Source organism: Flavobacterium fluvii (assembly GCF_900129545.1).
Lineage (GTDB): Bacteria > Bacteroidota > Bacteroidia > Flavobacteriales > Flavobacteriaceae > Flavobacterium > Flavobacterium fluvii.
This window is the reverse complement of sequence record NZ_FQWB01000002.1, coordinates 336,109-360,957: the sequence shown is the minus strand read 5'-3', so window position 1 is coordinate 360,957 and position 24,849 is coordinate 336,109. Positions and strand designations below refer to the sequence as shown.

19 protein-coding genes are annotated in these 24,849 nt (G+C 36.7%); 12 read left to right on the top strand and 7 right to left on the bottom strand.

Annotation, left to right across the window (positions count from 1 at the left end):
- The first annotated feature begins 7 nt into the window (after nt 1–7).
- Both BUC16_RS07030 and BUC16_RS07025 read left to right on the top strand, forming a co-directional pair.
- A complete protein-coding gene (locus BUC16_RS07030) occupies nt 8–1,276 on the top strand; it encodes a YaiO family outer membrane beta-barrel protein (RefSeq protein WP_073369267.1) in 1,269 nt (422 codons plus the stop codon).
- 99 nt (nt 1,277–1,375) lie between these two features.
- Nucleotides 1,376–2,725 (top strand): DEAD/DEAH box helicase, encoded by a 1,350-nt coding sequence (locus tag BUC16_RS07025; protein WP_073369265.1) that lies wholly within the window; start codon nt 1,376–1,378, stop codon nt 2,723–2,725.
- Between the two features lie 57 nt (nt 2,726–2,782).
- Here the strand turns inward: BUC16_RS07025 and BUC16_RS07020 are convergent, their stop codons facing one another.
- Together BUC16_RS07020 and BUC16_RS07015 are read right to left on the bottom strand one after the other, a co-directional pair.
- Nucleotides 2,783–3,895, bottom strand: a complete 1,113-nt coding sequence (locus BUC16_RS07020; protein WP_073369262.1) for a lactonase family protein — start codon at nt 3,893–3,895, stop codon at nt 2,783–2,785.
- A 59-nt stretch (nt 3,896–3,954) separates the two neighbouring features.
- Complete coding sequence (locus BUC16_RS07015; protein WP_073369260.1) at nt 3,955–4,779, bottom strand: BRO-N domain-containing protein; 825 nt, start codon at nt 4,777–4,779, stop codon at nt 3,955–3,957.
- Between the two features lie 243 nt (nt 4,780–5,022).
- Here BUC16_RS07015 and BUC16_RS07010 point away from each other — a divergent pair, with 243 nt between their 5' ends.
- The 4 genes from BUC16_RS07010 to BUC16_RS06995 all read left to right on the top strand — a co-directional run bounded on the left by BUC16_RS07010 (nt 5,023) and on the right by BUC16_RS06995 (nt 9,393).
- Nucleotides 5,023–6,951: a vWA domain-containing protein gene (locus BUC16_RS07010; protein ID WP_073369258.1), complete on the top strand. Its 1,929-nt coding sequence runs from the start codon at nt 5,023–5,025 to the stop codon at nt 6,949–6,951.
- A 105-nt stretch (nt 6,952–7,056) separates the two neighbouring features.
- A complete protein-coding gene (locus BUC16_RS07005; RefSeq protein WP_073369256.1) occupies nt 7,057–8,310 on the top strand; it encodes a dihydroorotase in 1,254 nt (417 codons plus the stop codon).
- Nucleotides 8,311–8,315: 5 nt separating this feature from the next.
- The gene (locus BUC16_RS07000; RefSeq protein ID WP_073369254.1) at nt 8,316–8,648 is read left to right on the top strand and encodes a hypothetical protein; all 333 of its coding nucleotides are present in this window, start codon (nt 8,316–8,318) and stop codon (nt 8,646–8,648) included.
- A gap of 97 nt (nt 8,649–8,745) precedes the next feature.
- On the top strand, nt 8,746–9,393 hold the full coding sequence (locus BUC16_RS06995) for an alpha/beta hydrolase (protein ID WP_073369252.1): 648 nt from the start codon (nt 8,746–8,748) through the stop codon (nt 9,391–9,393).
- Between the two features lie 59 nt (nt 9,394–9,452).
- Here BUC16_RS06995 and BUC16_RS06990 read toward each other — a convergent pair whose 3' ends face one another.
- Together BUC16_RS06990 and BUC16_RS06985 are read right to left on the bottom strand one after the other, a co-directional pair.
- Nucleotides 9,453–9,953, bottom strand: coding sequence for a hypothetical protein (locus BUC16_RS06990; protein ID WP_073369250.1), 501 nt, complete (start codon nt 9,951–9,953; stop codon nt 9,453–9,455).
- A gap of 11 nt (nt 9,954–9,964) precedes the next feature.
- Nucleotides 9,965–10,729, bottom strand: coding sequence for an MBL fold metallo-hydrolase (locus tag BUC16_RS06985; protein ID WP_073369249.1), 765 nt, complete (start codon nt 10,727–10,729; stop codon nt 9,965–9,967).
- Nucleotides 10,730–10,835: 106 nt separating this feature from the next.
- Here BUC16_RS06985 and BUC16_RS06980 point away from each other — a divergent pair, with 106 nt between their 5' ends.
- From BUC16_RS06980 to BUC16_RS06970, 3 genes are all read left to right on the top strand, one after another.
- A complete protein-coding gene (locus BUC16_RS06980; protein ID WP_073369247.1) occupies nt 10,836–12,296 on the top strand; it encodes a nicotinate-nucleotide adenylyltransferase in 1,461 nt (486 codons plus the stop codon).
- A 290-nt stretch (nt 12,297–12,586) separates the two neighbouring features.
- A complete protein-coding gene (locus BUC16_RS06975) occupies nt 12,587–13,624 on the top strand; it encodes a hypothetical protein (protein ID WP_073369246.1) in 1,038 nt (345 codons plus the stop codon).
- Nucleotides 13,625–13,801: 177 nt separating this feature from the next.
- A complete protein-coding gene (locus BUC16_RS06970; protein ID WP_073369244.1) occupies nt 13,802–14,308 on the top strand; it encodes an OsmC family protein in 507 nt (168 codons plus the stop codon).
- 94 nt (nt 14,309–14,402) lie between these two features.
- Here BUC16_RS06970 and bcp read toward each other — a convergent pair whose 3' ends face one another.
- A complete protein-coding gene (bcp, locus tag BUC16_RS06965; protein WP_073369242.1) occupies nt 14,403–14,855 on the bottom strand; it encodes a thioredoxin-dependent thiol peroxidase in 453 nt (150 codons plus the stop codon).
- Nucleotides 14,856–14,990: 135 nt separating this feature from the next.
- Here bcp and BUC16_RS06960 point away from each other — a divergent pair, with 135 nt between their 5' ends.
- Nucleotides 14,991–15,650: an endonuclease III domain-containing protein gene (locus tag BUC16_RS06960; protein ID WP_073369240.1), complete on the top strand. Its 660-nt coding sequence runs from the start codon at nt 14,991–14,993 to the stop codon at nt 15,648–15,650.
- 17 nt (nt 15,651–15,667) lie between these two features.
- Here the strand turns inward: BUC16_RS06960 and BUC16_RS17730 are convergent, their stop codons facing one another.
- Both BUC16_RS17730 and BUC16_RS06955 read right to left on the bottom strand, forming a co-directional pair.
- Nucleotides 15,668–15,811 (bottom strand): hypothetical protein, encoded by a 144-nt coding sequence (locus tag BUC16_RS17730; RefSeq protein ID WP_170860858.1) that lies wholly within the window; start codon nt 15,809–15,811, stop codon nt 15,668–15,670.
- Nucleotides 15,812–15,864: 53 nt separating this feature from the next.
- Nucleotides 15,865–16,449 carry an RNA polymerase sigma factor gene (locus BUC16_RS06955; RefSeq protein WP_073369238.1) on the bottom strand — a complete coding sequence of 195 codons (585 nt, stop codon included), beginning with the start codon at nt 16,447–16,449 and terminating at the stop codon, nt 15,865–15,867.
- 343 nt (nt 16,450–16,792) lie between these two features.
- Here BUC16_RS06955 and uvrA point away from each other — a divergent pair, with 343 nt between their 5' ends.
- Together uvrA and BUC16_RS06945 are read left to right on the top strand one after the other, a co-directional pair.
- Nucleotides 16,793–19,579 (top strand): excinuclease ABC subunit UvrA, encoded by a 2,787-nt coding sequence (gene uvrA / locus BUC16_RS06950; protein ID WP_073369235.1) that lies wholly within the window; start codon nt 16,793–16,795, stop codon nt 19,577–19,579.
- A 176-nt stretch (nt 19,580–19,755) separates the two neighbouring features.
- Nucleotides 19,756–24,849 (top strand): translocation/assembly module TamB domain-containing protein, encoded by a 5,094-nt coding sequence (locus BUC16_RS06945; RefSeq protein ID WP_073369233.1) that lies wholly within the window; start codon nt 19,756–19,758, stop codon nt 24,847–24,849.

Sequence of the window (24,849 nt, the reverse complement as noted above, 5' to 3'; positions counted from 1 at the left end):
CAAAAGCATGATTTCGAAAATAGTTACCAAACTTACTTTTATAATGCTATTTTTTTGCACCTTTCAAATGTTGGGGCAAGAAAAAAAATTCAGTGGAGATCCGGACAGTTCGTTCAAGACTGCCCGTGAGTTGGCATTCAACAAGCAACGCAAACAAGCACAGGACACTTTACTTTTCATTTTGACAAAATATCCAGATTATCATGACATTCGTGAATTTTTGGGGACGACTTATTCATGGGACGAAGACTATAAAAAAGCCGGAAAAGAATTTGCTTATATTTTAGGCAAAGATTCCAAACGAAAAAGCACTTGGATAGCGGCCATCAAGAATGAATTATGGGCAAATATGCCGTTTATCGCCCTGAAAATGTCAAATGACGCCTTGGAAATTTTTCCCAATGATCCCGAAATATTGACCTTGAAGGCAAGTGCTTACGAAAAATCAGAAAATCCGCTTGAAGCGATGAGTACAATCCAATTGGTGTTGAATCAAAATCCGGACAATCAAGAAGCTAAAGATTATAAAATCAATTTAAACAAAACACTCAGCCAAAACACTGTTGGAATTAATTCATCTGTGGACATTTATTCGGATACATTTAATCCAATGCAATACTATTCATTCAAATATGGGCGACAAACAAAATATGGCAGCATCATTGCAAAAGTAAATCTAAACAGGAGATTTGATGAAAATGGAGCCCAATATGAAGTGGATTTGTATCCTAAAATTACCAAAGGACTTTATGCCTATGTCAATTTCGGCTTGGCAAATTCATTTCTGTTTCCAGATATGAGATATGGTGCCGAGTTATACAAATCATTGCCCAAAAGCTTTGAAGTTTCGCTCGGTTTCCGAACGTTGAAGTATGCCACATCCACAACCAATATCTACACGGGTTCCGTTGGTTGGTACAACGGAAACAACTATTGGTCTTTTCGTCCGTACCTGACTCCCGGAGACACCGGAACCAGTAAATCGGGGAATTTAATTTTCAGAAGGTATCGAAGTGACGCCAATAATTATTTGGAACTTTCGGCAGGTATGGGATATTCTCCTGAAAACAACCAGAATAACATTAGTGGAAATTTGGCTCCTATTGTCGACTTGAAATCCCAAAAATTCAACGCTGGTTATTATTTTTCTTCTCACAACAAGCAAAATAATTGGGGAACACAATTCGGTATTACCCATCAGGAAAAGAGCTTTGACCAAGGGAGTTATTTTTGGATTTACACAATTGGCTTGACTTGGGAATTAAAATTCAAATGATGCAAACCGTTCGCCTTTTACGTCTTAAAATGAAGCCATTAACATCGTAAATAGGAGTATCCTTAAAAATAACCTACCTTTGCACAAAATTTACGTTTTATGACCACTTTCGAACAATTCAATCTTCCTAAATCTGTACAAAAAGCAATCGATGATTTGGGATTCACCACGCCTACTCCCATTCAGGAAAAAACTTTTTCCGTTATAATGTCGGGACGTGACATGATGGGAATTGCACAAACCGGAACAGGTAAAACGTTTGCCTATTTATTGCCTTTATTAAAACTATATAAATTTACGCCCGGTCATACTCCCAAAATAGTAATTCTGGTTCCAACACGTGAATTGGTGGTTCAAGTAGTTGAGGAAGTAGAAAAACTGACCAAATACATGTCCGTTCGTACCGTTGGTATTTTTGGAGGGGTGAACATCAATACTCAAAAAACAGTTGTTTATACAGGTTGCGATATTCTGGTTGGAACTCCGGGACGCGTTATGGATTTAACATTGGACAATGTAATCCGTTTCGAAGAAATGCAAAAATTGGTCATCGACGAGTTTGACGAAATGCTGAATTTAGGTTTCCGTACCCAATTGACCGCTATTTTGGCAATGATGCCCAAGAAACGCCAAAACATCCTCTTTTCAGCCACCATGACGGATGAAGTGGATAAAGTTTTGAATGACTATTTTGATTATCCTGAAGAAGTTACACTTTCGGCATCGGGAACGCCGCTGGAAAACATCACGCAAATTACTTATAACGTTCCCAATTTCAACACCAAAATCAATTTGCTGAAACACTTGTTGCAGACGAATGAAGACATGAGTCGTGTTTTGGTTTTTGTGAACAACAAAAAAATTTCGGATATGGTTCACGAACGTATCGAGGAAGATTTTGCAGATCAATTTGGTGTAATTCACTCCAATAAATCACAAAATTATCGTTTGAGCACGATGGCTTCTTTTCAGGAAGGAAATCTTCGTGGATTAATCACTACCGATATTATGGCGAGAGGTTTGGATATTTCCAATATTACGCACGTCATCAACTTTGAAATGCCCGAACTTCCTGAATTGTATATGCACCGTATTGGTCGTACCGGTCGTGCGGATGCCACGGGAACTGCCATCAGTTTCATCGCTCCTCGCGAAGAAGAATCCAAATTTGCCATTGAATTATTAATGGATATGGAATTACCTGTTGAAGCTTTCCCTGAAACCGTTGAAATATCCTTAAAACTAATCGAACCAGAAAAAGACCGTCAACCGATCAAGTTTTTGATGAAAAAGGTGAAATTGGAAGGAGACGGCGCCTTTCACGAAAAAAGTAAAAAGAATAAAAAAGTCAATTTGGGTGGCCCTGGTGTAACCAAGAAAAAAACACACGGTTCCGTCAATAGAAATATGCTTAAAAACCAAGCTAAAAAGCGCAAGGACAAGAAATAAAAAAAATAGCCGCTGATTCGCTGATCTTAAATTAATCTAAAAATCAGCGGCTAAAAATTAAATTTTGGTAAAAACCAAGCAAACCGGAGAACACAATTCTATTTTTTTTCCAGTGGCAACAAGACTTCCCGTGGTTGCATCTCTTTTGAAAATCACGATGTCATTGGTATATTGATGTCCTACCAAAAGAAAATTTCCTGTTGGGTCAATCGTAAAATTTCGAGGGCCTTTTCCTAAAGTGCTCGTTCTTTGCACGAATTCCAATTTTCCATTTTTCAATATCTTGAATACAGAAATATCATTGGCTGTTCCTCGATTGGTGGCGTACAAAAACTTCCCGTCAGGCGAAATGTGAATGTCTGCCGAACCAATATCTCCTTTAAAGTCTGATGCAACAACCGTGGTTTCTCCCACTTTTTTCAATGAACCGTTGGCGTAACTAAACGAGGTCAAAGTTCCATCCAATTCTTGCAACAAATAAACCTGTTTTCCATCTTTACTAAAAGTTAAATGTCGCGGGCCGCTTCCGGGTTTAACGTCAATACTATTTTTTAGTTGCAAAACTTCCGTTCTTGAATTGGGATTATATTGATACAAATACACTTTATCGGTTCCTAAATCATTGGCCAAGACATATTTCTTGTCCGGCGAAAAATAAACCATGTGGGCGTGAGGAGTTGCTTGTCTATTGGCATTAATGCTTTTTCCAGTGTGTTGTACCACTTGCTTGACATCGGTAATACTTCCATCTGCATTTTTTCCAAAAACTGTAATGCTGCCACTGGAATAATTGGCTGTAATCACGCTTTTATCATCGTTAATTATATAACAAGGGCCTTGTGCTTTTGCTTCTTGAGTATTTAAGAAGTCTAATTTTCCGCTTTTGCTGTCAAATTTAAAAGAGCTGGCGGCACCCTTTTTCTCAATCTCATTCACGGAATAAACAAATTTATTGTCACTGGAAACCGTCAAATAGCTTGGATTTGAAATATTCTCGCTATTGCTTTTAAGACTGAATTCTCCTGTTTTGGAATCGAATTCATAAACATAAATTCCTTTGCTTTCACAACTTTTGGTATAAGTTCCAACAATCAAATTGAGTTTGTTTTCTTGTGCTTGAATTGTTGTCAAAGCGAAAATGAATAGTAGATAGAAATAGTTTTTTTTCATTAGTTATTTGTTATTGAAATTGATGTTTGACATTGTTATTGTTATTGCCATTGAAATTGCTATTGCTTTTTATTTTCCAAAAGTGTCTTGGCAGAAATGCTCGTAACTACTTTTTTTCCTGTCTTGGCTTCCAGTTCTTTTAAGGCAACTTTGGCAACATTTCCGCCTTGTTGGGCCACTTTTTGACTTTCCTCAAAATTCTTTGGGTTTACTGCTTGCGAAATATCTTTGGTGGAAGCTTCGGCAAGCATATTCAGGATTAATTCGGTATTACTCATATTATCCCGAAGGTTTTCTTTTTTCAAACCTTTCAAAATCTTGTATTCTTTGGTGGTTTTTTCAGACCAAGCCTTGGTAATAATATCGGTTAAAATGGCAAATTGCGAGCCTTCTTTTAATCCTTTGCTTTTCCATTCATCGGTAAGTTCTTTGCGGATTTCAATGCTTTTTAAACGCTGATTAATCCAATTTTCGGAATAACCCAATTGCAAATAATGTTGCAAAGCCCTGTCAATCCCTATTTCAGGATCTTGCATTTCGTCTAGTCGTTCGCTACCTACTTTCGCTAACCAAAGCTTGAATGGTTCCGCTTTTGGTGATGGAATGGATTGGATAATTCTAAAAATAGCTGCAGTATCTCCAGCTAATGTTTGCCTCTTTTTACCATTAGTCAACATAGTTACCTGGGGACAATTTGTCCCTATGTAGCTTCCTAACTCCATATCCCTTTTTCTGATTTTTTTTAAATAATCAGTTGGATTTACAGAATCTGTCAATGCTTCTACCACATCAACAATAGAAAAATACCATCTTTCTTCCTCTTCATTCCATAAAGAACGAACTTGCTTGTGTTCAAAAAATTGCAATGCGGTTTCTTTTGTCATAATTATTTTATTCGGTTCTACTGGAAATGTTGTGAATATTCTTTTTTTAAACCATTAAGAAAATTAAGAAGGTTAGGAACACCACAAATCTTAATTTTCTTAATGAACTTAATGGTTTAAATCTTTTGACTTTCGCACAATACCAGTAGAATCTTTTATTTCATTCTTCAAATATAATCTAAATTCCCGCAAAATCTGAAATCCAATTTCTGAAATATAAAATCAAAATACTATCTTTGAAAAATGCAATTCAAACATCCAGAAATCCTCTATTTTCTTTTCTTGTTGGTCATACCAATTCTGGTTCATTTGTTTCAATTGCGACGTTTCAAAAAAGAATATTTCACGAATGTCCGTTTCCTGAAGGAGCTTTCCATTCAAACCCGAAAGAGTTCCAAAATCAAAAAATGGTTGCTTTTAGCCACGAGATTATTATTGTTAACTTGCCTTATTATTGCCTTTGCACAACCTTTTTTCAAAGCCAAAGACACTAAAAACAGTTCCAACGAAATGTATATCGTTTTGGATAATTCCTTTTCGATGCAGGCCAAAGGTCAAAAAGGTGAATTACTGAAAAGAGCCGTGCAGGAATTACTCGAAAACACTCCTGAAAATCAAACTTTTTCACTGATTACCAATTCCGAAACTTTTTGGAATACGGATATCAAATCCATTCGAACCGAATTACAAAACCTGAAGTACAGTGCTTTGCCATTTCAGTTGGAAAGTGCGATGGCGAAAATAAAATCCCGAAAATCAGCTTTTAACAAAGATGTTGTTATTATTACCGATGCTGTTGGATTGGAATCAAAGCAAGTAAAAAGTGTTGACAGCGATTTCAATACATACTTTATTATTCCTGAAGCGGAACAAAAAAACAACGCTTCGATTGACAGTGTTTTTATTCATCAAACTTTGGACGATTTCTATGAAATTGGTTTGAAATTATCTGCTTTTGGTGAAAAAGACAAAGAACTTCCTGTCGCTTTATACAATCAAAACAAGCTGATTGCAAAGACTTTGACGAAATTTGAAACTAAAGACAAAACAATCTATTTTACCATTCCTAAAAAGGATTTTCACGGTTACGTTTCCATTACCGACAACGGATTAGAATACGACAACAACTTGTATTTCAGTATTTCAAAACCTAAAAAAAACAATATAATCAGCATTGGAACAATTGAAAAATCTAACTTTTTGTCTCGGATTTATACCAATGACGAATTCAATTTCAACAATTTTGCAATTGAGACTTTGGATTACAATGCACTCGAAAAACAAAATACTATTGTCCTGAACGAACTAGATGAAATTCCACAAGCCTTGCAAACTACCTTGAAATCGTTTGTGGAAAAAGGTGGAAACCTCGTTCTTATTCCATCGGCAAAAACTTCAACAGCGAACATTAATCCGTTTTTGAAAATCTTTGGAAACATCCAATTCAAATCTTTGGAAAACAAGGAAAAATTGGTCACTAAAATCAATTTCAATCATCCTTTGTTTAGCGATGTTTTCGAAAATAAAATCAATAATTTCCAATATCCAAAAACAAAAACTTCCTTTGGAATTGCGGGTTCTAATCCAGCGGCTTTGTATTATGAAGACCAAACTGCGTTTTTGACTTCAATCAACAATCCTATTTCGTCGGTTTATGTTTTTACTGCCCCAATTAATGGGGAAAATTCTAATTTTCAACAATCGCCTTTGATTGTTCCTGTTTTTTACAAAATGGGAATAAACAATCAAAATAATGGCGTAAATGCATTGACAATCGGTAACAACAATCCATTTTTTATTGATGCCACTTTGTCAAAAGACGAAATTTTGAAAGTCAAAAACGATGCTGAAACCTTCATTCCGGTGCAACAAATGTTAAACGATAAAGTAAAATTGACTTTCAACGATTTTCCTGAACAAGCCGGAAATTTTGGAATTTACAACCAAAAAGAACGTTTGCAAAACATCAGTTTCAACTACAATAGAACCGAAAGTGATTTGGCTCAAGCCAATGAAGATGCTGTTTCCAACTATAAAACCGTCGATTCTATCGAAACCGTTTTTAACACCTTACAAACCGACCGAACCGACAATCAAATTTGGAAATGGTTTGTTATATTTGCATTGCTTTTTCTGGTAACAGAAATGGCAATTATACGATTCGTAAAATAAAAAGTTAGCCACGAATTACACGAATTAGCACTAATTTCTTAAAACAATTAAGAAAAAATTCGTGGAATTCGTGGCAAAAAAAATATTCAATAATTAGAAAGCACTATGAACACAATCATCCGGGAAGCCAAAATTATCGATTCCGAAAGTCCTTTTCACAACCAAACCGTTGATATTTTAATTGTTGATGGCAGCATCAAAAAAATAGGAACTTCACTTCCCAATCCAGATAATGCCGAGGAAGTTAAACTGGACAATTTGCATATTTCACAAGGTTGGTTCGACAGCAGCGTTTCCCTTGGAGAACCTGGTTTTGAAGACAGGGAAACCATTACTAACGGTTTAAATGTTGCAGCAAAAAGCGGTTTCTCAGCCATTGCTTTACAACCCAACTCCTACCCGATTATTGACAATCAATCACAAATTAATTTTGTAAAAAGTAAAGCCAATGGTTTTGCTACCGAACTTTCCCCAATTGGTGCTTTGACCAAAGGTAGCGAAGGAAAAGACATGGCGGAATTATTCGATATGAAAAATGCCGGAGCTGTAGCTTTTGGAGATTACAACAAGAGTTTGGACAACGCCAATTTGCTAAAAATAGCCTTGCAATATGTTCAGGATTTTGATGGAGTGGTCATTGCTTTCGCCCAAGATTCCAACATAAAAGGAAACGGAATTGCCAATGAAGGCATCGTTTCGACCCGATTGGGATTAAAAGGAATTCCAAACCTGGCCGAAGAATTGCAAATCGCCAGAAACTTGTTTCTACTCGAATACACTGGCGGAAAATTGCATATTCCAACCGTTTCAACTGCAAAATCAGTGGAATTAATCAAAGAGGCCAAAGCCAAGGGATTGAACGTTACTTGCAGCGTTGCAGTGCATCATTTGGTTCTAACAGATGAAAAACTGGAAAATTTTGACACCAGATGCAAAGTTTCGCCACCGTTACGAACAGAAACCGACAGACAAGCATTGCTTGCCGGAATTTTGGACAACACGATTGACATGATTACAACCGACCATAATCCGATTGACATTGAACACAAAAAAATGGAATTTGATTTGGCCAAAAACGGAACAATCGGTTTGGAAAGTGCTTTTGGTGCCTTGTTGACCGTATTGCCTTTGGAAAAAGTGATCGAAAAATTAACTTCTGGAAAAGCTACTTTTGGAATTGAATCTCAAGCCATTTCCGAAGGTAAAATCGCCAACATCAGCTTATTCAATCCTGAAGGAAAAAGCATTTTTACCAACGAAAATATTTTGTCTAAATCTAAAAACTCCGCTTTTCTGGGAACGGAAACCAAAGGAAAAGCATACGGAATTTACAATCAAGGGAAATTAGTTTTAGGTTAAATAAAATGGAAAACAACAGTATCGAAAAAGGAAAAACAGCCGCGATAACAAGCTATATTTTAATCATTGGAGTTTTTATTGCGATGTCGATGAACAGCGGAGAAGAAAAAAGTTCTTATGCTTCTTTCCACATTCGTCAGGCATTGGGATTGTCGCTCACTTTTATTTCATTGGGACTAATCATCAGTAATTTTGACAGTCCGATGATTTCAATTTCCATGTGGGTTTTCCTGTCTGTTTTATGGACTTACGGCATTTTCAGTGCCATCAATGGCGAAACAAAACCAATTCCTTTGTTGGGAAATTATTTCCAAAAATGGTTTCAAAGCATTTCTTAAAAATTAAACAAGGATTTTGTCAAGTCGAGCGCAGTCGAGACCTAGCGTATAGTCTCGACTGCGCTCGACTTGACAAGAATTAGATTAAATATTTACTATGAATTTATCTTTAGAATACCTCGTAAGAGAACCCAAAATAAAACTCGACAAGAATCCACTTTTAGTATTGATTCACGGTTACGGCAGCAACGAAGAAGATTTATTTTCGTTTGCCACGGAACTACCCGATGAATATTATATTGTTTCGGCTCGTGCTCCTTACGACATTCAATACGGAAGTTATGCTTGGTATGCCATCAACTTTGATGCCGACCAAAACAAGTTTTCCGACAACGACCAAGCTAGAAGTTCCAGAGATGCAATTGCCCAGTTTATTGATGAATTGGCAGCTAATTATCCTATTGATTCTCAAAAGGTGACTTTGATTGGTTTTAGCCAGGGAGCCATTTTAAGTTATGCAGTGGCGCTTTCGCATCCTGAAAAAGTGCAAAAAGTCGTGGCAATGAGTGGTTATTTAAATACAGATATTCTAGAGGAAAACTATCTGAAAAATTCCTTTTTGAATCTAAAAATATTCACTTCCCATGGAATCGTGGATCAGGTAATCCCTGTGGAATGGGGACGAAAAGCAAAACCTTTCTTGGAAAATTTAGGCATCAATTCGACTTACAAAGAATACCCAATTGGTCACGGAGTTTCTCCGCAAAATTTTTATGACTTCAAGAATTGGCTTCTTGAAAAATAGTGTCCGTTTCCAGTCGCAGTTTACAGTGCTTACCGAGACTGAAAACTGCGATTGAAAAACTATTTTTGGTACAACAAAGATTGGAATGTTTCGAAAGAAACCGTTTCATCGTCATTGACAAAATACTTGATTAAAGCTTCTCCCCAATATTCTCCATCGCTGAAATCGACAATTATCCAACGGTGGTTCAAGACTTTTACTTTATTGACAATAAATTTATTGGCTCCAATTTGATCTTGGCCAACATAAGGATTTCCTTTAGGATTGGCATTAAAATCCATTAGTTTTTCGGTTACAACAGGAATCAACTTTTCAACCTGAATCGTTTTGGTGGCAGTTTCGGGATTGAAATAATTCTGGGCATTTTCATTATTTTCCAAAGAAAAATAATTGACATCGGCCAGTTTGGCATTGGCAGCCTCTAAATTCTTCTTCAATTTCGCTTCCGTTCTGGCGCTTTTATCTTTTTCAAAAGCCAATTCTTTACTGAAATACATAAAAGTAAAAACATTCAAAAGTAGCACAAGAATAAAAAGGTAAAGCAATAATGATTTTTTCATTTCTAATAAGATTAAAGAGTAATTTCCAAGTTGTCGTAAGCCAAATAAACGTTTTCCGGAAGTCTTTTTTGCACTTCTTCGTGAAAACCCATAATGTGGCTAATGTGCGTGAGATAGGCTTTTTCAGGCTTTATCAAAGTGATGAAATCCAAGGCTTCCTCCAAATTAAAATGTGTGTCGTGTGGTTCTTCTCGCAAAGCATTTACGACCAATACTTTCAGGTTTTTTAATTTATTGATTTCGCTTTTATGTACCGTTTTTACGTCGGTCAAATAAGCGAAATCATCTATTCTGTATCCAAAAACGGGAAGATTTCCGTGCATCACGTTTACGGGAATTGCCGTCTTGTTTCCAATGGGAAAAGGATGATTGTTGACCACTTCAATAGGTAGTACGGAAGGTGCTCCGGGATATCTGTTTTCGGTTTTGAAAATGTAGTCAAATCGCAGTTTCAAATTATCAATAACGCGCTGATGGGCATAAATTGGGATATCACCTTGCCTGAAGTTAAACGGACGGATGTCATCCAATCCAGCCGTATGATCCGCATGTTCGTGGGTGTAAAGAATTCCATCCACTTTTTGACAATTCGAAACCAACATTTGCTGCCTGAAATCGGGGCCACAATCGATGACATACGAATGATTTTCCCAATGAATCCAGATCGAAACTCGGAGTCTTTTGTCTTTTAAATCAGTGCTTAGACAAACCGGATGATTACTGCCAATTACGGGGATTCCTTGTGATGTTCCAGTTCCTAAAAAATATACTTTCATCTAGCACGATATTTGCTAATTATTTTACAAAAATAGGATTAATTTCTCTTTCACAAGAAGCCTAATTAATTAACTTTGTAGAAATAATCCCTATACTTCGAATAATATGGATAAAAAGATAAAACTCAAGGGTGACAGAGTCATCGAACAAATCCCTTCCATCAAAGACAAAGCCCTTCGTATCAACTTAAACGAAAACATTTATGGGACTTTTGCCGAAATTGGTGCTGGACAAGAAACAGTGAGACATTTTTTTAGGGCTGGGGGTTCTTCTGGAACGATTGCAAAAGCAACATCTGCTTATGATAAAGACTTTAGTGACGTAATTTACGGAATCGAGGCCGATGGTCGCTATGTAACGGAAAGTCGTCTCAAAAAAATGCTTTCCCACGAGGTAAATCTAATCGAAAAACGATTAAGCAGAGCCAAACATCCCAACAAAATGTTTTTCAGCTATGCCAATACTGTGGCCACCATTGACTTTGCCAAACAATTTAAAGGACACGGATGGGTAGGCATTCGGTTTCAAATCGAACCCAACGAAGGTTACAACGATATTATTCTCCACATTCGTTTTAAAGAAACCGATGTGCGATTGCAACAAGAAACATTAGGGGTTCTTGGGGTAAATCTAATTTATAGTGCTTATTACAAACACAACGATCCCAAGAAAATCCTACGCTATTTATACGACCATTTAGACAAAGACCAGCTGGAAATAGACACCATCAATTTCTCCGGACCTTGTTTTGCAACTGTCGACAATCGTTTGATGAGTTTGCAATTGGTGAAAAATGGAATGACGGATGCCGTGATATTTGACCCTCAAGCCAGAAACGTGCTGCCGGCAGCCATCTTGTACAAAAAAAACATTCTTACTTTGAGAGGGAGTTTCCGCCCCGTGACCAAGGTAAATATGGACATGTACAAAGAGTCCCTGAAAATGTTCCTGAACGAAAACAAGGTCGATGCCGAAAACACTTTGGTCATCTTTGAAATCACCTTGTCCAACTTGCGTTCCGATGGCGAAATAGACGAAAGAGATTTTATGGATCGAGCCGAATTGCTTTGTTCCTTGGGACAAACCGTAATGATTTCGAATTTTCAGGAATATTATAGAGTGGTCGAATATTTCTCCAACTATACCAAAGCCCGAATGGGATTGGCAATGGGGGTAAACAACCTCGTGGATATTTTTGACGAAAAATACTATCGCCATTTGAGCGGTGGAATCTTGGAAGCCTTCGGAAAATTATTCTACCGAGACATGAAAGTGTACTTGTACCCAATGATTGGCGAAAACGGTGAAATCATGAATTCTGGAACATTGAAAGTTCATCCTCGAATGAAGGAATTGTACAAATTTTTCAAATTCAACGGCAAAGTGGTGGACATCACCAACTTTGATCCCGAAAACTTGGAGGTTTTCTCTCGTCAAGTATTGAAAATGATTGGTCAAAACAAACCCGGTTGGGAATCGATGCTTCCTCCCGGAGTTGCCGAAATCATCAAGAAAAAATCACTTTTCGGATACAACCCAAATACACTATTAGAACCAAGCAATTAGCATCTTTCCAACTTTAGACAACAAAAACGCCAAGAAAATATATGTTCTTGGCGTTTTTGTTTTATTTCGAATTGGCAATTACTTCATCGATGATGTTTTTCATCAACAACCGATTTGTCTTCGTCTACCAATTATAAAAAGTCTCTTTAGTGATTTTTGAAATAAATATCCTATATTTGATAACCAATAAACAATGAAACTTATCAGACATATCTACCCAAAATTGGTGTAATAAGTCTGACAAACGTCAGTAGTATATACAAGTTAGCTGTAATACAAAAACAACATCTATGAAAAAACCTATAATTGTACCAGCAATTAGCAAATTACTAAAATCTAAAACTGGAAGAATTTCCGCGCTATTATTTATCATTAGCTATTTTTTTATAATCCTTGCCTCAACAGGAGTTTTTGACCACTTTTCTATAGAAAAAGTAGACCCAAAGATGATAATTCAAGTCGTAAGCGGGGTTTTTCTAATAATTTCATTAGCACTAATGATGTTTAGCTATTTAGAAGGCAGATATGAAAATCCTAAAGAAGAATTAAATCCATCAGAAGTTAATGAGGAAAAAAATCTGGAAGGAATTAGAAAAGTAATTGACGAATTCAACTATATCTTGAAAAGACAAGAATATGAAAACAAGGAGAATTTTGACGCCCTATCTAAGAAACTACAGGAGACTAGTAATATGAATTTTCATATTGATGATGAGAAAATTAAAAAGCTTTTTATCGACAATATAAATTCTGACTTTTTTAAAGAATTAAACATAAATCTCACTAAGGAAATATCTTCAGAAAAAAGGAGCCAAATAAATCAGCTTATAAGTTTTAACGGAAGATTAAAAGAAAGAATACTAGAAGAAATATCTAAATTAGACAGAAAATCTAATATTAATTTGATAATTGGTTCATTTATGACAATGATAGCTTTATTTGGATTAGGTTATATTGTTTTTACCGATAGTGAAATAAAACCAGGTATTGAGTCAATTCTATTACATTACTTACCTCGAATTTCATTTATTGTTTTTATCGAAATATTTGCATTTTTCTTCTTGAAATTATACAAACTAAATATTAACGATGTCAAATATTATCAAAACGAATTGACTAATATTGAACTAAAATTTACTAGCTTATATACTGCGATAAATTTTGGAAAAGATAGAGATCTTACTTTTACAAATCAAAAGTTCGCTGATACCGAGAGAAATTTTATTATTCAAAAAGGTCAAACAACTGTTGAACTTGAAAAGCTTAAAAATGAAAACTATGCTTTTGAGAAATTCGCAAAAGTTTTCAAAGGAGTTCTTCGTAAATAAGTGTACTACAGCTAACACACGCTACAAGCAATTTGGGTTTTAGGCTTAATTTGAAATTGGTTTTGTATTTGGTATGATTTGTAAAACCCGAAAAATAATACTAATTTAGTTCAAAACTCACTGTAACATAACATTATAAGTAATTGTTGCTGTACAGTAAAATCAAAGAACTAAAAGATGAATGCAGAAGAACTAAAAAACATCCAAGCTCCATTAAAAGAAAAGTATCGTCAACAACCTGAAACCGCAATCATAACATTGAAGGCGACCGGGAAAATTGGAGAAGGAATCTCTTGCAAAGTAGAAACCGGAAAAGCAATGGTTGAAGCGGGACTTCATTCCGCTACTGGTGGCACTGGAATGTTGGCTTGCAGTGGGGACTTGTTATTGGAGGCTTTGGTGGCTTGTGCAGGTGTTACGCTCCAAGCAGTAGCAACAGCAATTGGAATTGAAATAAAGGATGGTACCGTAAAAGCAGAAGGCGACCTAGATTTCAGGGGAACACTTGGAGTTTCAAAGGAAGTTCCTGTTGGTTTCGTTTCAATTCGTCTTTTATTCCATCTTGAAACTGATGCCACTGAAGAGCAAATGCTGTCACTTGCAAAACTTACCGAAAGATACTGTGTCGTATATCAGACCCTGGTAAAGGGAGTACCCGTGAACACAACCTTTAATAAATCCTAAATTAATTCACTTTGCTTATGACAGCCGTTTGCAACAACAAAAACGCCAACAAATATATTTTCCTTGGCGTTTTTTTGTTACTTCAAACTAAATATTACTTCAAAATCTGGTCAGCGTGAGCCTTGGTTTTTACATCCGAGATTACTTCGTCGATGATGCCGTTTTCATTAATGACAAAGGTGGTTCTGTGGATGCCGTCATATTCTCTTCCCATAAACTTTTTGGGTCCCCAAACACCAAAGGCTTCAATAACCAATTTGTCTTCGTCTGCCAATAATGGAAACGGAAAATCGTATTTTTCCTTGAACTTGGCTTGGGCTTTGGCAGCATCGGCACTAACCCCCAAAAGCGCATAATTATTGGCTTGAAAACGTTCAAAATTATCTCTCAAATCGCAAGCTTCTGCGGTGCAACCCGGCGTGTTCGCTTTTGGATAAAAGAAAACCACCAATTTCTTTCCTTTGTAATCGGCTAATTTATGGGAGTTTCCGTCTTGGTCAATTCCTGAAAAGCTGGGAGCGTTGTCCCCTTTTTTTAATGTCGTCATTTGAAGTTTGAGATTAGAAGTTAGAGGTTAGAAGTTTTAAATTGTTGTTGAATTTGATATTGCCATTGAAATTGAATTTTGCCATTGACTTTGCCATTGAAATTCCTTTTCTTTACGATTCAAATTTAAGCTAAAATGACCAAACAAGAACGCGTGACGTTTGTTATTAATACGTTAAAAGAATTGTATCCCGAGATTCCAATTCCTTTGAACCACAAAGATCCTTACACCTTGTTGATCGCGGTTTTGCTTTCGGCCCAATGCACGGATGTTCGCGTCAACCAAATCACTCCCCTGCTTTTTGCCAAAGCCGACAATCCACATGACATGGTGAAAATGTCGATTGAAGAAATCAAGGAAATCATTCGACCTTGCGGTTTGTCGCCAATGAAATCAAAAGGAATCCACGGTTTGTCGCAAATCCTGATTGACAAACACGGTGGCGAAGTGCCGCAGAGTTTTGAATTTTTGGAAGAATTGCCGGCCGTGGGGCATAAAACGGCGAGTGTCGTGATGTCGCAAGCCTTTGGAGTTCCCGCTTTCCCGGTGGACACGCACATTCACCGATTGATGTACCGATGGAATTTATCCAATGGAAAAAACGTGACCCAGACGGAAAAAGACGCCAAACGCATTTTTCCAGAAGAAACCTGGAATGATCTACACCTGCAAATGATTTGGTACGGACGGGAATATTCACCGGCACGAGGTTGGGATTTAGAGAAAGACATCATCACCAAAACGGTGGGCAAAAAATCTGTTTTGGAGGAATACCATAAAAAAACGTCCCGATAATTTCGGGACGTTTTTTTTTAATTAGCTATAATTTCGAAAGTTTTACCTTTTACTTTTATTACGCTAAGCGCTTTTGAATAATTCAATAAAAAAGAAATCGTTTCTTTTTTGGGTTCCATCTTGTTGACAACTGATGGTTTCTTAGAGTAAATTTTTGCCATAGAGAAGTAAATTTTTTGTTTTTATTTACAACGCAAAAATTTGCACTATAGTATCAATTCGTTAAAATAATTTGATGTTTATCAATAACTTTTCTCATATTCATCAAAGCGTAACGCATTCTGCCTAAGGCAGTATTGATGCTAACCCCCGTTATTTCTGAGATTTCCTTGAAACTCATGTCTTGGTACATTCGCATCACCAAAACTTCTTTTTGATCGGCAGGAAGTTCCTCGATCAGTTTTCTCAAATCAATTTCAACTTGATTTTGAATAATTTTGTTTTCTATCGTAAGCGAATCATCACTCATTATCGAGAAAATGGAAAATTCCTCAGTTTCTCGGAACATTGGCATTTTTTTGTTTTTTCGGTAATGGTCAATAATCAAGTTGTGTGCAATTCGCATTACCCAAGGCAGGAATTTGCCTTCTTCGTTATAGGATTTTGATTTTAAAGTACGTATGACTTTAATAAAAGTGTCTTGAAATATATCATCCGAAATGTCTCTGTCAGAGATTTTTGAATAAATAAAACCGAAAATTTTCGATTGATGTCTATTGATTAATACGGTCAAGGCATTTTCATCGCCATCAACGTATTTTTTTACCAATAAAGCGTCTGAATGTTGAATATCAGCCATAGTTATACCTTTTAGTTTTTTTTAATAAAAATTGAAGCAATTTCTTCTAAAAAGTAGTTCTATAGTATAGGCTAATGTTTTTTTGTAGTTATTTATAGGTCAAATTTAACAATTAATTACAATAAAATGCAAGTTAAAACCAATAAAATTAACAGATTTAAAAAAAAATGAAAATACCGTCAACTAGCAACATACTTTTTTTTCAATAAAACCGTTACATAGCCCCATAACCAGAATTTTTCATGGTTTTTAAAAACTTCAAAAACTACTTGAAAAATTGGGAATAATTCAATGACAATTCTCATTTTAAAATTGATTACTTTTGTGAAAATTCGGTTTTCACATGCAAATTGACCTTTCTACACTAGATCCAAAGAAAAACATCATCATTAAAGGAGCACAAGTTCACAACTTAAAAAATGTGGATGTGGCGATTCCCAGAAACAAATTAGTGGTCATCACCGGGCTTTCGGGTTCCGGAAAATCAAGTTTGGCTTTCGATACTTTGTATGCCGAAGGACAACGCCGCTATGTGGAAAGTTTGTCTTCGTATGCCCGTCAGTTTTTGGGAAGATTGGACAAACCAAAGGTAGAATACATCAAGGGAATTGCGCCTGCGATTGCCATCGAACAAAAAGTAAACACGACCAATGCGCGTTCCACCGTTGGAACTTCGACTGAAATCTACGATTACATCAAATTATTGTTTGCCAGAGTGGGGAGAACTTTTTCCCCAATTTCGGGACAAGAAGTCAAAAAAAATACGGTTTCTGATGTTATCAAAGACGTAAAAGAATTTGGGGCAGACAGCAAATGGTTGCTCCTCGCTCCTATTCATCTGGAAAACGGAAGAGCTTTGGAAGACAAATTAAAAGCCTTGCTCAACCAGGGATTTTCAAGAATATTGGTCAACAATGAAACTATTCGCCTTGATGACATTGAAGCCCATACTTTAGACAACAAGGACATTCTTCTTATCATCGACCGAATTGTTGTCAAAGACGAGGAAGAATTCTACAACCGTCTTGCCGATGCGGTACAAACTGCCTTTTATGAAGGAAAAGGAATTTGCCATTTGCAGGAATTGAATACGCACAAACGCTACTCCTACAGTAATAATTTCGAATTGGACGGCATCAGTTTCCTGGAACCAAATGTCCATTTGTTCAGTTTCAATAATCCGTATGGGGCTTGTCCCGTTTGTGAAGGGTACGGAAACATCATCGGAATTGACGAAGAATTAGTCATTCCCAACACTTCATTATCCATTTTTGAAAACGCCATTTATCCGTGGCGTGGTGAAAGCATGAGCTGGTTTCGTGATGAATTGGTCAATAACGCTTACAAGTTTGATTTCCCGATTCACAAGCCTTTTTTTGAACTTTCCGATGCGCAGAAAGATTTGGTTTGGACAGGAAACAGCTATTTTCAAGGTTTGAACGGATTCTTCAAGGAATTGGAAGACAAAAATTATAAAATACAAAACCGGGTAATGCTTTCGCGTTATCGTGGCAAAACCAAATGTAATTCCTGCAAGGGAAAACGCTTGAGAATCGAAGCTTCTTACGTGAAAATCAATTCCAAAACCGTTTCGGATTTGGTTGATTTACCGATTAAACATTTGGTTACTTTTTTCAAAAACATCGATTTGGATGTTTACGAACAACAGATTGCCAAACGATTGTTATTGGAAATTAATAACCGTTTGTCATTTTTGACGGAAGTTGGTTTGGACTATTTGACGTTAAATAGAAACTCTGCTACACTTTCTGGCGGTGAATCGCAACGTATCAATTTGGCGACTTCTTTGGGAAGTAGTTTAGTGGGTTCGATGTATATTCTCGACGAACCCAGTATTGGTTTACATCCAAAAGATACCGAAAGATTAATCAAAGTATTGCAGTCTTTGCGTGATTTAGGAAACACCGTTATCGTGGTCGAACACGACGAAGACATTATGAAAGCCGCCGACATGATTATTGATATTGGTCCGGAAGCGGGAACTTTTGGTGGTGAATTGGTAGCTCAGGGAACTTTCGACGAAATACTGAAATCAAGTTCACTAACAGCAAAATATTTGAATGGAGAATTAGAAATTAAAACACCTCGTATTCGCAGAAAATGGAGCAATTACATTGAAATTCTGGGAGCGAGAGAAAACAATTTACAAAATATAGACGTCAAATTTCCTTTGGAATGTTTGACAGTAATTACCGGAGTTTCTGGAAGTGGAAAAAGTACTTTGGTCAAAAAAATCCTGTTTCCGGCAATGCAGAAAAAGTTGGATGGTGTTGGCGAAAAAGCGGGACAATTTACCGAAATGCGTGGCTATTACCATAAAATTCAGCATATCGAATACGTGGATCAAAACCCGATTGGGCGGAGTTCCCGTTCGAATCCCGTAACGTATATCAAGGCCTATGACGATATTCGGGAATTGTTTGCCAAAGAAAAACTATCAAAAATCAGAGGTTATCAAGCCAAACATTTTTCATTTAACGTCGATGGCGGAAGATGCGAAACTTGTAAAGGCGAAGGAACCATCAACGTTGAAATGGTTTTTATGGCGGATGTGCAGTTGCATTGCGAAACCTGTAATGGCAAAAGATTCAAAAAAGAAGTTCTGGAAGTCACTTTCGACGGCAAGAACATTCACGACATTCTGACGATGACCGTTGATGATTCGATTTCGTTTTTTACTGCCAACAAACAAACCAAGATTATACAAAAGCTGCAACCGCTACAAGACGTTGGTTTGGGTTATGTGCAATTGGGACAATCCTCTTCTACCCTTTCTGGTGGAGAAGCGCAACGTATCAAACTGGCTTCGTTTCTGGTTAAAGGTGCAACCAAAGAAAAAGCGCTTTTCGTTTTTGACGAGCCTACAACCGGATTGCATTTTCACGACATCAAAAAACTCTTGGCTTCTTTTGATGCCTTGATTGATAAAGGGCATTCTATTTTGGTAATTGAACACAATCTAGATCTGATAAAATGTGCCGACTGGATTATTGATTTAGGTCCTGAAGGTGGCGAAAATGGCGGACAATTACTCGCCGAAGGAACTCCCGAAGAAATCCTGAAAATGAAAAAATCAGTTACCGCTAAATATCTGAAAGAGAAGTTATGATAATTTGAAGCCTTTTTCCATACAACCTATTTAAAACACATCGTTAAAACAAAAATTTTACAATAAATAATAGTAATTATGTAAAATATTTAGCTACATTTTTTACAATTTTGTACGTTGAACAAGAACGTCTAATCTATCAATACTGATGGAATCTAAAAGTGTTTTATTGACTTATGAATACCCAACAAATTCATTTTCTAAAAAAAACACTGCGAGTGTTGATTTGGTGTGTTGTTTCGATAACTGCGCTTTTACTCCTTCTTGCAATATTAATTCAGGTTCCTTCCATCCAAAATTATGCAAAAGACAAAGCCATTTCTTATTTGCAAAATAAAATCAAAACCAAAGTTTCTTTAGACCGAATTGACGTTAATTTTCCAAAAGAAATTGTTCTGGAAGGATTTTATTTTGAAGACCAGAAAAAAGACACCTTGTTAAGCGGCAAACGATTGGAAGCTGACATTGATTTATTCAAACTCCTAAGCAGTGAATTGGAGATTAATTCTGTTTCCCTGCAAAATGCTACCACCAATATTTCCAGAAACAAGAACGGTGTTTATAATTTTGATTACATCGTCAAGGCATTCGAATCAAAAGAACCGGAGGATCCAAATAGTAAACCATTCAAAATATCGGTCGAAAACATCAATCTCGAAAATGTAAATTTTAATTTCAAGGATGATTTTTCCAGAAATGATCTTCGCGTGAAACTCGTCCACTTTGACACCAAATTCAAGAAGTTCGATTTGGATAAAATGGAATTTGACGTTCCAAATATTGATTTAGATGGCTTGAAATTGGTTTTGAATCAAGATGCTGTCGAAAAAATTGCCGAAGTATCCGTAAATACCTTGGACACCATTTCGAAAAGAAAAGATTTCAGTTTGAAATTGGGAAAAATCAGTTTGTCTAAAATTGATGTTTCTTATGACAACAAGGATTCCAAATTGGGTTCGGGAATCTTTTTGGGCAATTTGGAATTATCCGTCAACCAAATTGATTTGAACAACCAATTCCTGGATTTCGACACTTTCGAATTAAAAAACGGGAGAGGAAATTTGCGATTGGGCACAAATGACAGACAACTCATCACTCCCAATTTAGACACTACTTCCATAGCCCAAACGGGTTGGAAAATAAAATTGAATGCTGTCGATTTGCAAAATATAGCCTTCAAATATGACGATATGCAGTCCGAACCCATCCCAAAAGGAATTGATTTCAATCATCTTGATTTGGACAAATTCAATCTTAAAGCAGAAAAACTGTATTATAGAAATGACACTACCACGGGAAACATAAAATCACTTGTGGGAATTGAAAAAAGCGGGTTGCAAATTCAGGCCTTAAAAACAGATTTCTTTTATGGTCCAAAAAAGGCATATTTGAATCATTTGTATTTAAAAACACCGCAAACGCTGCTGCAAAACAGCATTAAAATTGGTTATCCTTCGATTGCTGCCTTAAAAAAGAATTCCGAAAACCTCTTTTTGGACGTCAATTTAATTCAATCAAAAGTTGGATTTAAAGACATTTTACTATTTAGCCAATATTTGCCCAAAGAAAATCCGTTTAAAAGCAATCCAAATGCCATTGCGTATTTGAATGCGCGTTTGAACGGAAAAATAAAAGACTTGAATATTCCGCAGTTTGAAATGAGCGGTATTGGAAACACCAGAGTTTCCGCTTCAGGCAGAATTATAGGCTTGCCAGATGCCCAGAAAGCCTATTATGATTTGGATATCAAGAAATTTTCCAGCACTGCCAAAGATGTTCTTTCGTTTGTTCCGGCAGGAACGGTACCAAAAACTATTCAATTACCGTCGCAGTTTAATGTCCAAGGAAAATTTAAAGGTTCGGCTCAGAATTTCAAGACTAATTTGGCTTTAAACAGCAGTTTCGGAAATGCCAAAGTCGATGGTTTGTATGACCAACGCATTAAAAATCAAGAACAATACGATGCGACCGTTTCCTTGCTCGACTTTGATTTAGGCCGCTTCATAAAAAATGATTCTTTGGGGAAAGTTACGCTTAATGCAAAAGTAAAAGGCAAAGGATTAGACCCAAAAACGGCTCAGGCAGAACTGGATGGAATTGTCCAAAAAGCTGAATTCAATAAATACACCTATCGAGATTTAACTTTAAAAGGAAATATCAAAAACGGATTATTCGATGTGAAATCTGGAATGAAAGACCCGAATTTGCATTTTGATTTGGTTGCCAACGGAAATGCAAAAGACAAATATCCATCGGTACAATTAAAATTAAATCTGGATATTGCCGATCTTCAAAAACTGAATCTTCACGCTGGTCCGATGAAATTACGCGGAAATGTCGATGCGGATCTTGCCAATACCAATCCAGATTTTTTGAACGGGGAGATTTCCCTTTCCAACATCCAAATTTTGCAGGAAACACAAGCTGTCGTGCTGGATTCTATTAAAATTGTGGCTTTCGCTGACAATGAAAAAAACAACATCAAAATAAGTTCCCAATTTCTGAAAGCCGAAGTTGACGGGAAATACAAGCTGACCACATTGGCAGCAACCGTAAAAAAAACATTGTCAAAATACATTTATTTAGGGAATGCAAAAACTAAAGTTGCATCAAATGAAAAACAACAATTAACTTTTAAATTGTCTGTAGACAACGATCCTGTCCTTTTTAAAATTTTTCCAAAACTGACAGGATTGGAACCCATTAACATCACCGGAAAATACAATAATGTCACCGATTCATTGGAAGTAAAAGGAACGATTCCCAGAATTGTGTATGACAACAACACCATTGCCGACGGGAAAATAAATATTGAAAACAAAGGAAATGCTTTGGAATACCAATTTTCCGTGGCCACAATCGAAAGCGGACAAATTAAACTTCCGCATACCAGTTTATCCGGAAAAATGGAAAACAATCTTCTTTCTTATGCTCTTGAAGTAAAAGACACAAAAGACAAACAACAATATTTTATTGCTGGCGAATTGCGTCATGATGATTCCAAAAACATATTGAAAATTGATGCCAAAAATTTTGTGCTCAATTATGACAAATGGAATATCAATGCCGAAAATGCCATTGAATTTGGCGATAAACGACTTTACGTCAACCAATTTTATTTGGACAATTCCGGAAACGAACTTAAAATCCAGTCGCAAGGCACTCAGGACAATGCGCCACTGCAGATTGATTTCGTGAATTTCAAGATTGAGACGATTTTGAATATGGTCAAAAAAGACAAATTGTTGATGCAAGGTTTGATAAACGGTTCCGCTTTGGTGGAAAACGTGATGACAAATCCAACTTTTACCTCGGATTTAAAAATTGACAAATTTGCCTTTAAGGGCGAAGCTGTTGGTGACATTGCGATAAAAGTGGACAACAAAACCAATAATTTACTGACTACAAATGTTGTGCTTAGCGGAGAAGGAAACGACGTTAGCCTGCTCGGGACTTACAAAATTAACGATGGTACTTTTGACCTTAACCTAAACATGAACAAGTTAAACGTCAAAAGCATTCAAGGGTTCAGTATGGATCATATTAAAGACGGAACAGGATATTTATCGGGGAATTTCAAGATTACGGGAAATACCGATGCTCCAAAATTAAATGGCGAATTAAACTTTAATGACACCGGTTTCAGAACCACAAAACTAAACTCTTTGTTCAAAGTCACTGATGAAAAAGTCAGATTTCAAAATGAAACAATTGCGTTTGACAACTTCACTTTATACGATGAAAATGACAATGAATTAACAGTAAACGGAACGATTCATTCTGCGGATTTCAGGAATTTTGACTTTGGCTTGACCCTTGTTGCCAATAATTTCAGGGCCATCAATTCTAAAGCTGCCGACAATGATTTGTTTTATGGAGATTTATTTTTGGACACGAAATTAAACATCAATGGAACGATTGACAATCCGATTGTTGGCGGAACCATCAAAATAATAGAAGGTACCAAATTTTCGGTTGTTTTACCCCAATCCGACCCTTCCATTGCTGACAGGGAAGGAATTGTGGAGTTTGTGGACGAAGATAATTTGTATCTGAAACAAACAGACGCCCTGCAGAAAAAACTCAATCAATCCGCCTTAATTGGCATGGATGTGAGTGTTGATATTTCAATCGAGAAAGAAGCCGAACTTACTTTGGTTATCGACAAAGGAAATGGAGATTACCTGAATCTTAAAGGCGAAGCCGAACTCACCGGAGGCATTGATCCATCTGGAAAAACGACTTTAACGGGTAAATATGAATTCACGGAAGGTGCTTACGAAATGAATTTCAACATGATCCGACGAAAATTTGAAATCCAAAAAGGAAGTTCCATTACTTGGAATGGCGAGCCAACTATGGCCACTTTGAGAATCACGGCCATTTATAAAGTGGAAACGGCGCCAATCAATTTACTTGGAAACCAGTTGGGAACTGTAAGCCCAACCGTAAAAAACACTTACAAACAAAAAATTCCGTTTCAGACCATCTTGAAAATGAATGGTGAATTGTTGAAACCCGAAATCACGTTCGACATTATTCTGCCTGATGGAAATTATGGTGTTTCCTCAGATATCGTGACGGCTTCCCAGGCAAAACTGGAACAGTTGCGACAAGAACCTGCGGAATTAAACAAACAGGTTTTTGCTCTTTTGTTGTTGAATCGTTTTATTGGCGAGAATCCTTTTGCCAGTGAAAGTGGCGGAACCAGTGCCGAATCGTTGGCCAGACAAAGTGTAAGCAAAATACTTTCTCAGCAATTAAATGATCTTGCCGGGGATTTAATATCGGGAATCCAGTTGGAATTTGATTTGGAATCGACAGAAGATTACACTTCCGGGACGATGCAAAACAGAACCGACTTGAATGTTGGTGTTTCTAAAAAACTTTTTGATGACAGAATCAAAATAACAGTGGGAAGCAGTTTTGGAGTCGAAGGCCAAGAACGGGCCAACGAAGATGTTACCAATATTGCCGGTGACGTTGCGTTGGACTATCAACTTACCAGGGACGGACGCTACATGGTTCGCGCCTACCGAAAAAATGAATATCAGGTTGCCATTGCAGGACAGGTTGTAGAGACGGGACTTGCCTTTATTTTGACGATGAGTTACAATAAATTTCGGGAGCTTTTTCACCGCAGTGCTGAAGAAAAAGCAATCATAGAGAAAGAAAAGATTCTTAAGGAAAAAGCAAAAATCAGGGCAGAAAAGGAAAAACAAAAAAGTTTGGAGAAAGAGATAATTGAGGAAAATGAGCAAAAAAATTAG